Below are 11,829 nucleotides of genomic sequence, written 5' to 3'. Positions count from 1 at the left end.
GCTACTCGAAACGCTTGCCTTCAGACGCCATCTTCTTCAGCAGCGCCGCCGGCCGGAAGCGCTCGCCGTACTTGCCGGCCAGCTCCTCGCTACGCGCGACGAATTTCGCCAGGCCCACCGCGTTGATGAACTGCAGCGCGCCACCCTGATGCGGGGCAAAGCCCCAGCCGAAGATCGAGCCGATGTTGGTGTCGGCCACCGTCATCACCACGTTTTCCTCGAAGCACTTGGCGGCCTCGTTGGCCTGCACATACATCATCCGGTCGATCATCTCGGACTGATCGAGCTGGGTCTTGGCGAGCGGGAACTGCTCGGCCAGGCCCGGCCAGAGGTGCTTTTCAGCACCGACCGGATAGTCGTAGAAGCCCTTGCCGGCCTTCTTGCCCGGGCGGTCCAGCGTCCTGACCATCTTCTCGATCAGGGCATTGGCGGGATGTTCCGGAAAGGCCTTGCCCTCGGCCGCGTAGTCCTTGCGGGTCTGCTCGAGGATATGGTGGCTGAGCGAGAGCGAGACCTCGTCGTGCAGCGCCAGCGGGCCTACCGGCATGCCGGCCTTCAAGCCCGCCATCTCGATGGCGCGCGGGTGCTGTCCTTCGAGCAGCAGGCTGGCGCCTTCCATGATGTAGGTGGCGAACACGCGGCTGGTGTAGAAGCCGCGCGAGTCGTTGACCACGATCGGCGTCTTCTTGATCTGCTGCACATAGTCGAAGCCCTTCGCCAGGGTTTCCGGTGAGGTCTCCGCACCCATGATGATCTCGACCAGTGGCATCTTGTCGACCGGCGAGAAGAAGTGCAGGCCGATGAAATTCTTCGGCCGCGCACTGGCCTTGGCGAGACCGGTGATCGGCAGGGTGGAGGTGTTCGACGCGAACACAGAAGACGCGGCGAGCACGGCCTCGGTCTTCTTCGTTACCTCGGCCTTGATGCCGCGATCCTCGAACACCGCCTCGATCACCAGATCGCAGCCGGCCATCTGGGCGAAGTCGGTGGTGGCGATGATGCGGGCGAGGAATTCATCGCGGGCCTGCGCGGTCATGCGGCCGCGCTTGACCTGCTTGTCGAGCAGGTTGGCGGAATAGGCCTTGCCCTTGTCGGCGGCCTCCTGCGTGGTGTCGAGCAGCACCACCGTCATGCCGACCTTGGCGGAAACGTAGGCGATGCCGGCGCCCATCATGCCGGCGCCGAGCACGCCCAGCTTCTTCACGCTGGACTTGGCGTAGCCATCCGGCCGCGACTTGCCCTTGTTGATGGCATTGAGCTGGAACCACAGCGTGCCGATCATGTTCTTCGACACCTGCGAGACCACGCAGTCGGCGAAGTAGCGGGACTCGATGCGGCAGCCGGTGTCGAAATCGACCATGCCGCCTTCGTAGACGCAGGACAGGATGTTGTCGGCGGCGGGGTAGTTCTCCTGGGTCTTGGCATGCGCCATCGAGGGCGCGATGGCGAACAGCTGCACCAGTGCCGGGTTCTTGGAGTCACCGCCCGGGAACTTGAACTTCTTGTCGTCCCAGGGCTGCACCGCCTTGGGATTGGCCAGTGCCCAGGCCTTGGCCTTGGCGAGCATGTCGTCACGGTCCTTCGCCAGTTCGTTGATGAAGCCGGCCGCCTTGGCTTCGCCGGGCTTGAACTCCTTGCCTTCGAGCATCGGTTGCAGCGCCGCCTGGATGCCGATCAGGCGCGGCAGGCGCTGGGTGCCGCCGCCGCCCGGCAGCAGGCCCAGCTTAACTTCCGGCAAGCCGAACTTGGCCTTGGCGTCGTCGATGGCGACGCGGTAATGGCAGGCCAGCGCCAGTTCCAGGCCGCCGCCGAGCGCGGTGCCGTTGAGCGCCGCGACCACCGGCCGGCCGCATTTTTCCAGGCGACGCAGAAAGGCCTTGTAGGCCTCGGCCATCGCGTAGGCCTGTTTCGGGTCGATCATTGCGTAGACCTTCTCGATGTCGGCGCCGGCGAGGAATTCCTTCTTGCCGCTGGTGATGATCACGCCCTTGATGCCGACGTCGCCCTCGATCCTGCTGATCGCTTCGCCGAACGGCGTGGTCAGCTCGTCGTTGAGCACATTCATCGAACGGCCCGGCATGTCGAGGACGAGGGTGGCGATGCCGTCGGCATCGACGTTGAATTGGACTGCGCTCATGGCTTGCTCCGTGAGGGGTGAGGGGGGAGGCGTGAGGCGCGGGGGGCGGCGTTGTTCACGCCTCACTCCTCACGCCTGTCGCCTCACGAGAGCGCGTCACACGCGCTCGATGATGGTGGCGATGCCCATGCCGCCGCCGACGCAGAGCGAGGCGAGGCCGGTCTGCTTGCCGCTGCGCTCCAGCTCATCGAGCAGGGCGCCGAGGATCAGACAGCCGGTGGCTCCGAGCGGATGGCCCATGGCGATCGAGCCGCCGTTGACATTGATCTTGTCGAGCGGGATGTCGAGATCACGGGCGGCGCGCAGCACCACGGCGGCGAAGGCCTCGTTGATCTCGTAAAGATCAATGTCCTTCGCGCTCATGCCGGCTTGCTTGAGCGCCTTCTTCGAGGCTGGGCCGATGCCGGTGAGCATGATGGTCGGCTCGCTGCCGGTGACCGCGCAGGCCTTGATGCGCGCGCGTGGCTTCAGGCCCAGCCTGGCGCCCATCTCCAGGTTGCCGATCAGCATCAACGAGGCGCCATCGACGATGCCGGAGCTGTTGCCGGCGTGGTGGACGTGCTCGATCTTCTCGACCGTCGTGTACTTGCGCAGCGCGGTGGCGTCGAAGCCCATCGCGCCCATGTCGGCGAAGCTGGGCTTCAAGCCCGCCAGGGTTTCCAGCGTGGTGCCGGCGCGGATGGTCTCGTCGTGATCGAGCACGGTGAGGCCGTTCAAGTCCTTCACCGGGATGCGGGTCTTGTCGAAGTAGCCGGCCGCCTGCGCCGCCGCCGCACGCTGGTGCGAGCGCACTGCGAAGCTGTCGACATCGGCGCGGCTGAAGCCTTCGAGGCTGGCGATCAGATCGGCGCCGATGCCCTGCGGCGCAAAGCCGATGCCGCCGTTGACGCGCGGGTCCATGACCATCGCGCCGCCGTCGCTGCCCATGGGCCAGCGCGACATGCTTTCGACGCCGCCGGCCACCACCAGGCGCTCCTGGCCGCTCATCACCTTCATGGCGGCGAGGTTCACCGCTTCCAGGCCGGAGGCGCAGAAGCGGTTGAGGGTGACGCCCGCCACCGACTCGTGCCAGCCGGCGTAGAGCGCGGCGATACGGGCGATGTCCGCGCCCTGCTCCCCCACCGGGGTGACGCAGCCGAGCACCACATCGTCGACCTTGGAGGTGTCGAGGGCATTGCGCTCGCGCAGGGCGTCAAAAAGAGTCTTCAACAGATGGATCGGCGTCACCTCGTGGAGGCTGCCGTCCTTCTTGCCCTTGCCGCGCGGCGTGCGCACGGCGTCAAAGATGTAGGCGTCTGTCATGGTCTTGTTCGGGTTGGTAATCTGAATTACGATCACTGTCGTCGGGGCGACGATAAATTCTCGTCGACAAGGGCCGTGCATACCGGCCGGCATCTTGCGAACCGAGCATAGGTAGCAGGTAATCCGGCGTCAATGCAGCGCCGACAGTCAGCCGCTGTCGGCGCCGTCAATGCAAGAGTAAGGAAAGTTACGGAATGAACAAGAAGAAGACCGCCAGCAAGCCCCAGGCGATGGCCGCCGAGGGCAAGCCGGGGCAGATCGACCCGGCCACCCGCGCACGCATCGAGCAGGCGGTGCTGGACATCTTCGCGGAGCGGGAATTCCACCGCGTCGGCCTGATCGAGATCGCCCGCGGCGCCAATGTCAGCCTGCAGACGCTCTACAAGTACTACGGCAGCAAGGAGGCGCTGCTGTTCTCCGGCCTGGATTCCTGGCTGGGTCTGTTGGCGGCGCGGATGATCGACCACCTGCAGGGCATCGAGGACTACAAGGAGCGCCTGCGCAAGGTGTTCTGGGTGACGCTCGACTTCTTCGAGAAAAACCCCAAGGTGGCGCAGATGCTGATGAGCAGCGTCTACGTCAACACCTGGCGCAAGCAGGAGAACTACGAGAATCCGGCGCTGTTCGGCACCTTCATCAAAGTGCTGCACGAGGGCCGCGAGAAAGGCATCCTCACCGACGAGGTGAGCGAAAAGGTGCTGCTCGACTATTTCTTCGGCGTGCTCGGCCGGCTGGTGCAGATGCACATCCATCGCGGCCAGCGCGAGCCGCTCACCGCCCAGGCCAATGTGCTGTTCGAGATGCTCTGGCGCTCCATCGCCAAGCAGCCCTGAGCGGCCTGAAGCCAGCCTAGACCGGTGCCAGCGGCGCCAGCAGCATGGCCAGCCCCAGCAGCACCAGCACCGCGCCCATGGCGCGGTCGATCAGCCAGGCGTGGGCGGCGAGCCGCGCCCGCGCCCGGGGCTGGCCCAGCAGCAGGGCCACCAGGCTGAACCAGACTCCGGTGGTGAGCACGATCCAGGCGGCGAGCGCCAGTTTCTGGCCGATCGGGGTCGGCGTGGTCACCAGGGCCGAGCAGAGGGCGACGAAGAACAAGGTCGCCTTGGGGTTGAGCAGGTTGGTGCCGAGCCCGATCAGAAAGTCGTGGCGGGCCGCTGGCGCCGGAGTCGACGCGGCCGTACCGCCGGCCGGTGGGGCGGAACTGCGCAGGGCGCTGGTGCCCATCCAGATCAGAAAGCCGGCGCCGGCGTAGCGCAGCAGCTCCAGCAGCAGCGGATAGGCCTGCAGCAGCCAGCCCAGGCCGAACAGGGCATAGCCGACGTGGAAGACGATGCCGGCGGCGATCCCCCAGGCGGTACGCAGTCCGGCGGCGCGGCCATGGGCCAGGGTCTGGCGGCTGACCATCGCGAAGTCGGGGCCGGGGCTCATCACCGCCAGCAGGTGGGCGCCGGCGGCGGTGACCAGCAGGCTGGCGCTATTCATCGTGGCTGCTCATGGCCGGGCTGTGCGAGGATGCGGCGTCAATGCCGGCGATCATAGCGGGCCGTAGGTTCAGGGCCTTTAAGTCGGGAGGGCGGATGCCATTCAAACCCCAGGACCCCGAGTCGCATCGAAGCGACATGGATCTCAGTTCCGCCACCTTCGACATGTCTTTGACGATGCCTGACGCGGCCAATGAGCCGCTGGTGGTCACCGGCCCGGCGCGCGCCCAGGCTCTGCCCGACGACAGCCAGGACGTACGCGCTGCCGCCGGTGGCGACGCCCGGGCCTTCGAGCGCCTGTACCGCCGCCACATCGGCAAGGTCTACGGCCTGTGCTGGCGGCTCTGCGACGGCGATTCCGCCAAGGCCGACCAGGCCGCGCAAGATGCCTTCGTGCGCGCCTGGGAAAAGCTCGACAGCTTCCGTGGCGAATCGGCGTTTTCCACCTGGCTGCACCGGCTGACCGTCAACGTCGTGCTGGGCGAGCACCGGTTGCTGAAACGCTGGACCAGCTTCGATCAGGCCCAGGAAGACGGTGTGGCCGAGCCCGGCCACAACCCCAGCGCCGGTCTCGGTGACCGCATCGATGTCGAACGCGCGCTGGCACGTCTGCCAAAAGGCGCCCGCGCCGTTCTGGTGCTCCACGATCTCGAAGGTTGGCAGCACGACGAGATCGCCGCCGCCACCGGCATCGCGGTTGGCACTTCCAAGGCGCAGCTGCACCGCGCCCGCAAACTGATGAAGGAGTGGTTGTCATGAATACCCGCCCGCAGCGTCCTGGCGAGGGCGAGCCTGGCCTGGAGATCGGGCCTGTCCCGGGCCTGGAGCAGTTGGCGCGCGAGCGCCTGCCCGAGCGCGATCTCTGGGCCGGCATCGAGGCACGGCTGCCGCCACGGCGGCGGCGCAACCCGGTCTGGGCCTATGGCCTGGCCGCCAGTCTCTGCGTCGCCAGTCTGGTGGGGCTGATCCTGCGCAGCCCCAGCCCGGTGCCGGAGAACCCGCAACTCGCCGCGGCGTCGACGACTGCCCCGGAGGCCGGTCCCGGCATGGCGGCGAGCACCGGGCGCGGCGCGGTCTGGCAGCCGCCGCAGGGCGAGCTGGTGGCCAGCCTGCCGCGGCAGATGCGCAGCCTGCGCACTGAGAGTTGGGAAGGCCTGCCGGGCAACGACGCGGCGGAACCGGACAACGGTCTGGTGAGCGTCGGCTACCGCGCCGGCGGTCGCTTCGCCGCCCGCAGCTACAAGGCCGGCGGCCACCACCGTGGCCTGCTGCGCGCCAATTTGAAGATGGTCAGCCAGGCCGAGCGCGAACTGAAGCGCGCTCTGCGGGTGGACCCGGAATCGGAATCCCTGCAGGACCTGCTGGCCGCCGCCGAGGCGCAGCGCCGCTCCCTGCAGGGGCTCTACGACAGCGAACACGATTGAAGGAGTAGCCCATGAGTCGCATCACTTTTCCCGCGCTGGCACTGGCCATGGCGGCCAGTCTGGCCCAGGCCGCGCCGCGCGAGTTTGCCGAGCAGCGGCCGTTGAATCCCGAGGCGCGCCTGAGCGTGCGCAATGTCTCCGGTGTGATCCAGGTCGAGGCCTGGGACAAGGCGACCCTGGATATCGCCGCCCAGCTCGCCGACAACGTCGAGAACCTCGACATCAGCGGCAGCGCCAATGACCTCAAGCTGGAGGTCAGGACCAAGAAATCCGACCGCTACGGCCCCTACGACGAAACCCAGCTGCACCTGCGGGTGCCGGCCGGTGTTGCCCTGACCCTGGACGGCACCAGTGCCGATCTGGTGGTGCGCGGCCTCAAGGGCGCGCTGGTGGCGCGGACGGTGAGCGGCGACGTGCAGATCGAGGTCAATTCCAAGCAGCTCAGCGCCCAGACCGTCAGCGGCGATCTCACCGTGCGGGCGCCCTACGCGGTGGACACCAAGGTCAGCACAGTCAGCGGCGACGCCGACATCGAGGGGGCTTCCGGGGCGCTCAGCGCCGAGTCGGTGTCCGGCGATGTGCGCGTCGATGGCGGTACGTTCAGCCGCCTGGAACTGAAGTCGGTGTCCGGCGATGTCAACTTCCATGCGGCGGCGGCGGTCAACGCGGTGGTGAAGGCCGAGTCCCTGTCCGGCGATGTCCGCTTCGATGCGCCAGCGGCGCTGTCGGCGGAAGTGACGCTGAAGACCTTCAGTGGCGAGAGGCGCTGCGACTTCGAGGGCGTCAGCCCGAGCAGCGATGGCAAGCGCACCGTGCTGCGCCTGGGCGAGGGTCGCGGCAATGTGGTGCTGACCAGCTTCTCCGGCGACGTCAGCCTCGACAAACACTAAAGCCCACAGACGGCGGCGCGGCGCTTGGTCGGCGCCAATGCGCCGCCCATCGTCCCCGGCGCTACCGGTGAAGGGTCTCGGGCGACAGTGTCGTCAGACCCGACTCGGACGCCACCCATGCTGCGAATCTACGACGAGGCCGACTGGCGCCGCCGCCGCCGCTGGCTGCTGCTGAGCACCTTCTGCGCGGGCTCGCTGTTCGGCGGCCTGGCGCTCAATTCCACGCTCGCCGGCTCGGAGTCGGTGCCGCTGCCGCGCCAGGTCCAGGGCTGCGAGGCCGACGTCAGTGGCCTGAAGCTGGCCTGCAAGCTGCAACTGGAAACCCGTCTCAGCCCGCGCTGAGGCGCACTCCCATTCCCCGCCCGGCGCTCAGGCGCTGGCCGCCAGCAGGCGGGCATTGCCGCCCACCGCCGAGGTATTCACCGACAGCGTGCGCTCGGTGACGAAGCGCAGCAGGTAATGCGGGCCGCCGGCCTTGGGGCCGGTGCCCGACAAACCCTCGCCACCAAACGGCTGCACACCCACCACCGCGCCGGTCATGCCGCGGTTGATATAGCTGTTGCCGACCAGCGCGCGCGCCTGCACCCGGCGCCAGGTGCGCTCGATGCGCGAGTGCACGCCCAAGGTCAGGCCATAGCCCAGGCTATTGATCTGGTCGATGAGGGCATCGAGCTGGTCGGCCCGGTAGCGCACCAGATGCAGGATCGGCCCGAACTGCTCCTCGCGCAGCGCCGCCAGGCTGTCCAGCTCCACCGCCAGGGGCGCGACGAAGCTGCCGTGCGCGCAGTCCGCCGGGATTGGCAGTTCGCCGATCACACGGCCTTCGGCGCGCATGCGGCTCGCGTGGGCCAGCAGCTTGTCGCGCGCCTCCTCGTCGATCACCGGGCCGATGTCGGTGGTCAGCAGCGCCGGGTCGCCGAGCGACAGCTCCTGCATGGCGCCGGCCAGCAGCTGCGCCACCTTGTCGGCGATTTCTTCCTGCACACAGAGCACGCGCAGCGCACTGCAGCGCTGGCCGGCGGAGTAGTAGGCACTGTGGATGGCGTCCTTCACCACCTGCTCGGGCAGCGCCGAGCTGTCGACGATCATCGCGTTCTGGCCGCCGGTCTCGGCGATCAGGGTGGCGATCGGTCCCGGCCGCGCGGCCAGGCTGCGATTGATCTTCTGCGCCACCTCCACCGAGCCGGTGAAGGCGACGCCGGTCACGCCCTCGGCGCCGACCAGGGCGCCGCCGACCAGGCCATCGCCCAGGGCCAGTTGCAGCACCGCGCGCGGCACGCCGGCCTCGTGCAGCAGGCCGGTGAAGGCGTAGGCGATCAGGTTGGTCTGCTCGGCGGGCTTGGCGATTACCGCGTTGCCGGCGGCCAGCGCCGCCGCGATCTGGCCGGCGAAGATCGCCAGCGGGAAATTCCATGGCGAGATGCAGACGAACAGGCCCTTGCCGTGCAATTGCAGTTCGTTGTGCTCGCCGGTGGGGCCGGGCAGGGTGGTTGGCCGGCTCATGAGCTTGCGCGCCTGCGCGGCGTAATAGCGCAGAAAGTCGACGGTCTCGCGCACCTCGGCGTTGGCGTCCGCCAGGGTCTTGCCGGCCTCGCGCAACAGCAGCTGGAGGTAGAGCGCGGGCTCGGCCTCCAGACGGTCGGCGGCGCGTTCCAGCACCAGGGCGCGAGCGTCGGCGGAGAGTGCGTTCCAGCCCGGCTGGGCACGGCGGGCATCGGCGACCAGCGTCGGGATCGCGGTGAGCTGCAGCGCGGTCCATTCGCCGAGCGTCCGGCGGCGGTCGGCGGGGTCGCTGATCGGATGGGTTTCGCCGGGCATGGTGGCGCTGGCGGTGATCGAGCTGGCGCGGACGGGCGCCTGCGCGGCGGCGAGCTGGGCGGCGAGCGCGGCGAGCTCAGGCTCCGAAGTCAGGAACAGCCCGGCGGAATTGCGCCGCTCCGCGCCATAGAGCTCCGAGGGCAGCGGCAGATGCGGATTGGGCTTCACCGCCAGTGCGCGCACCGCCTCCACCGGATCGGCGACCAGGGCTTCGGGCGGAGTGTTGTCGTCGAAGATGCGGTTGACGAAGGAGGTGTTGGCGCCGTTCTCCAGCAGGCGCCGCACCAGATAGGGCAGCAGATCCTCGTGCGAGCCCACCGGCGAATAGACGCGGCAGGGCAGGGGCAGGTCTTCCCGCACCACTTGGTAGAGCGCCTCGCCCATGCCGTGCAGGCGCTGGAACTCGTAGCCTGTTTCGTCGCCGGCGTAGGCGCGCACCGCCGCGACGGTGTGGGCGTTGTGGGTGGCGAGCATGGGGTAGAAGACCTCGCGCGCGGACAACAGGCGGCGCGCACAGGCGAGGTAGGCGACATCGGTGTTGGCCTTGCGGGTGTACACCGGGTAGCCGGCCAGGCCCTGCTCCTGCGAACGCTTGACCTCGGTGTCCCAGTAGGCGCCCTTGACCAGCCTCACCGCCAGTTTTCTTCCGACCCGACGCGCCAGCTGTTCCAGCCAGTCGATCACCGCCAGGCCGCGTTTCTGGAAGGCCTGCACGGCCAGACCAAAGCCCTCGTAGCCTTCCAGCGAGGCATCGGCGTAAACCGCCTCGATCAAGTCCAGCGACAGCTCCAGCCGGTCCGCCTCCTCGGCATCGACGGTCAGACCGATGCCCTCGGCCTTGGCCTGCTGGGCCAGCGCCAGCAGCTTCGGTGTCAGCTCGCGCAGCACGCGTTCGCGCTGGGCGAGTTCGTAGCGCGGATGCAGCGCCGAGAGCTTCACCGAGATGTTGGGGCGACCGTAGATCGGCGCGCTGGCGAATACCGCGTCCTCGCGCGCCGCCTTGCCGATGGCGGCGATGGCGTCCTGGTAGGCCTTGAAGTAGCGCTCGGCATCGGCGCCGGTGAGCGCCGCCTCGCCGAGCATGTCGTAGCTGTGCAGATAGGTTCGCTGCGCCTTGCCGCGGGCGTTCTTCAGTGCCTCGCTGATGGTCCTGCCCATCACGAATTGCGAGCCCATCAGGCGCATCGCCTGGCGCACGGCGAGCTGGATCACCGGCTCGGTGGACTTGGCCACCAGCTTGTTGAGCGCGCGGCGGAAGTCGGAGGTGGTGTCGGGCGCGAGCTTGACGATCTTGCCGGTGAGCATCAGGCCCCAGGTGCCGGCATTCACGAACAGCGAGTCGCTCTTGCCGAAGTGCGACTCCCAGTCGGCATCGCCGAGCTTGTCGGCGATCAGCTTGTCGGCGGTGGCGTCGTCCGGGATGCGCAGCAAGGCTTCGGCTAGGCACATCAGCAGCACGCCCTCCTCGCTGGAGAGGTCGTACTGCTGCATGAAGGCATCCAGCGGCGACTGCTCGTTCTTCAGCCGCCGCACCCGCTCCACCCAGTCGGCGGCCTGACGCGCCACCAGACTGGCGTGCTCGGGCGGCAGGGCGGCGAGGCCGAGCAGCTTGTTGACCAGCGCGGTCTCGTCGGCGAGATAGGCGGCGGAGATGGCGCGGCGCGGGGCGTCGCGCTCGGGCGCGGGTTGGGCGTAGACGTAGGAGCTGGTCATGGCGGTGGCCGGCGTCGCCGGCGGGAAGACGGAGTTGCCGCCAGTTTAGGGCCTGTCACCCATTGGAACGTCGCTGCGGCGGAAGGCGCACTCGGCTTAACGCGGCTGGCCGCAGGCAAGCCGCGCCGAGGCCAAGTGCTTGGGGCAGTGCAAGGAAGCAAGAGTGCGCAATAGCGGGCCTATTGAAACTCTTGCTGACGCCGCAATGCCCCAAAACCGTCCGGCGCCGACGCGGTGTTTGCGCAGCAAGGGGTGCGGGAGGCGCCGGCAGGGCTCGCTCCCGCACCCACCTCGCTACGCTCGGGCACCGTGTCGCGAGCCCGCCCCTAGGGGTTGCTGGCCAAAAGCGCGTCATCCCGCCTTGCCCGCCCAGCGAAGGCAACCAGCCTTCGCGTCGGCAGGCGCCTTGCCCGACGCCATTTTGACCGGCAACGCAGCGACGTTCTAATGGGTGACAGGCCCTAAGTTGCCGCCTGTGCCGCGAGTGTGGTCAGGGCGTCGCCGCTCACCCGGTAGATGGTCCACTCGCTCTGGGCCTGGGCGCCCAGGCTCTCGTAGAAGCGGATCGCCGGGCTGTTCCAGTCCAGCACGCTCCACTCGAAGCGGCCGCAGCCGCGCTCCAGCGCGAGTGCGGCCAAACGCGCCAGCAGCGCCTTGCCGATGCCGAGTTTGCGGGCGGTCGGGCGCACATAGAGGTCTTCGAGATAGAGACCGGGCTTGGCGAGAAAGGTGGAGTAGTTGTGGAAGTACAGGGCAAAGCCGACGCCTTGGCCCTGCTGCTCGGCGATCAGGCATTCCGCCCAGGGCCGCGCGCCGAACAGGGCCTCCCGCAGGGCTTCTGGAGTGGCCTGGCACTGATCGAGCAACTTCTCGTACTCGGCGAGTTCGCGGATCAGGGCGACGATCAGCGGGCAGTCGTCTGGGCGGGCGGGGCGGATCTGGATGGGCATGGCGGGTCTCGGTAGGTCGAGGCATTGTGCCGCTATGCTTCGCCGCAATCCGCAATCCGCAATCCGCAATCCGCAATCCGCAATCCGCAATCCGCAATCCGCAATCCGCAATCC

Annotated in this window: 10 protein-coding genes; 5 read left to right on the top strand and 5 right to left on the bottom strand. The window is 68.1% G+C overall.

The window, feature by feature from the left end; genetic code table 11:
• Position 1: 1 nt before the first annotated feature.
• Together AC3WT6_RS15555 and AC3WT6_RS15550 are read right to left on the bottom strand one after the other, a co-directional pair.
• On the bottom strand, positions 2-2,137 hold the full coding sequence (locus tag AC3WT6_RS15555; RefSeq protein WP_492654517.1) for a 3-hydroxyacyl-CoA dehydrogenase NAD-binding domain-containing protein: 2,136 nt from the start codon (positions 2,135-2,137) through the stop codon (positions 2-4).
• A 96-nt stretch (positions 2,138-2,233) separates the two neighbouring features.
• On the bottom strand, positions 2,234-3,439 hold the full coding sequence (locus tag AC3WT6_RS15550; protein WP_492654516.1) for an acetyl-CoA C-acetyltransferase: 1,206 nt from the start codon (positions 3,437-3,439) through the stop codon (positions 2,234-2,236).
• A 194-nt stretch (positions 3,440-3,633) separates the two neighbouring features.
• On the opposite strand from AC3WT6_RS15550, the gene AC3WT6_RS15545 reads away from it, so the two are divergent.
• Complete coding sequence (locus AC3WT6_RS15545; protein ID WP_492654515.1) at positions 3,634-4,272, top strand: TetR/AcrR family transcriptional regulator; 639 nt, start codon at positions 3,634-3,636, stop codon at positions 4,270-4,272.
• 16 nt (positions 4,273-4,288) lie between these two features.
• Here the strand turns inward: AC3WT6_RS15545 and AC3WT6_RS15540 are convergent, their stop codons facing one another.
• Positions 4,289-4,921, bottom strand: coding sequence for a LysE family translocator (locus tag AC3WT6_RS15540; protein WP_492654514.1), 633 nt, complete (start codon positions 4,919-4,921; stop codon positions 4,289-4,291).
• Positions 4,922-5,085: 164 nt separating this feature from the next.
• Here AC3WT6_RS15540 and AC3WT6_RS15535 point away from each other — a divergent pair, with 164 nt between their 5' ends.
• From AC3WT6_RS15535 to AC3WT6_RS15520, 4 genes are all read left to right on the top strand, one after another.
• Entirely contained in the window at positions 5,086-5,679 is a 594-nt protein-coding gene (locus tag AC3WT6_RS15535) for an RNA polymerase sigma factor (protein ID WP_492654631.1), read from the top strand.
• On the top strand, positions 5,676-6,344 hold the full coding sequence (locus AC3WT6_RS15530) for a hypothetical protein (protein WP_492654513.1): 669 nt from the start codon (positions 5,676-5,678) through the stop codon (positions 6,342-6,344). Before AC3WT6_RS15535 ends, AC3WT6_RS15530 begins: the two co-directional genes overlap by 4 nt.
• Before the next feature lie 11 nt (positions 6,345-6,355).
• Positions 6,356-7,234 (top strand): DUF4097 family beta strand repeat-containing protein, encoded by an 879-nt coding sequence (locus AC3WT6_RS15525; protein WP_492654512.1) that lies wholly within the window; start codon positions 6,356-6,358, stop codon positions 7,232-7,234.
• A 117-nt stretch (positions 7,235-7,351) separates the two neighbouring features.
• A complete protein-coding gene (locus AC3WT6_RS15520) occupies positions 7,352-7,576 on the top strand; it encodes a hypothetical protein (protein ID WP_492654511.1) in 225 nt (74 codons plus the stop codon).
• 27 nt (positions 7,577-7,603) lie between these two features.
• Here AC3WT6_RS15520 and putA read toward each other — a convergent pair whose 3' ends face one another.
• Complete coding sequence (gene putA / locus AC3WT6_RS15515) at positions 7,604-10,765, bottom strand: bifunctional proline dehydrogenase/L-glutamate gamma-semialdehyde dehydrogenase PutA (RefSeq protein WP_492654510.1); 3,162 nt, start codon at positions 10,763-10,765, stop codon at positions 7,604-7,606.
• 461 nt (positions 10,766-11,226) lie between these two features.
• A complete protein-coding gene (locus tag AC3WT6_RS15510; protein WP_492654509.1) occupies positions 11,227-11,715 on the bottom strand; it encodes a GNAT family N-acetyltransferase in 489 nt (162 codons plus the stop codon).
• Between the last annotated feature and the right edge of the window lie 114 nt (positions 11,716-11,829).

The organism is Stagnimonas sp. FW305-C-60 (genome assembly GCF_058782965.1).
Note: the sequence above shows the minus strand (reverse complement) of the source record. Positions and strands in the feature narration are given on the sequence as shown.

Excerpts from the sequence above, each read along its gene's own strand:
- AC3WT6_RS15555 (WP_492654517.1), bottom strand. The coding sequence starts at position 2,137 with ATGAGCGCAGTCCAATTCAACGTCGATGCCGACGGCATCGCCACCCTC.
- AC3WT6_RS15550 (WP_492654516.1), bottom strand. The coding sequence starts at position 3,439 with ATGACAGACGCCTACATCTTTGACGCCGTGCGCACGCCGCGCGGCAAG.
- AC3WT6_RS15545 (WP_492654515.1), top strand. The coding sequence starts at position 3,634 with ATGAACAAGAAGAAGACCGCCAGCAAGCCCCAGGCGATGGCCGCCGAG.
- AC3WT6_RS15540 (WP_492654514.1), bottom strand. The coding sequence starts at position 4,921 with ATGAATAGCGCCAGCCTGCTGGTCACCGCCGCCGGCGCCCACCTGCTG.
- AC3WT6_RS15535 (WP_492654631.1), top strand. The coding sequence starts at position 5,086 with ATGTCTTTGACGATGCCTGACGCGGCCAATGAGCCGCTGGTGGTCACC.
- AC3WT6_RS15530 (WP_492654513.1), top strand. The coding sequence starts at position 5,676 with ATGAATACCCGCCCGCAGCGTCCTGGCGAGGGCGAGCCTGGCCTGGAG.
- AC3WT6_RS15525 (WP_492654512.1), top strand. The coding sequence starts at position 6,356 with ATGAGTCGCATCACTTTTCCCGCGCTGGCACTGGCCATGGCGGCCAGT.
- AC3WT6_RS15520 (WP_492654511.1), top strand. The coding sequence starts at position 7,352 with ATGCTGCGAATCTACGACGAGGCCGACTGGCGCCGCCGCCGCCGCTGG.
- putA (WP_492654510.1), bottom strand. The coding sequence starts at position 10,765 with ATGACCAGCTCCTACGTCTACGCCCAACCCGCGCCCGAGCGCGACGCC.
- AC3WT6_RS15510 (WP_492654509.1), bottom strand. The coding sequence starts at position 11,715 with ATGCCCATCCAGATCCGCCCCGCCCGCCCAGACGACTGCCCGCTGATC.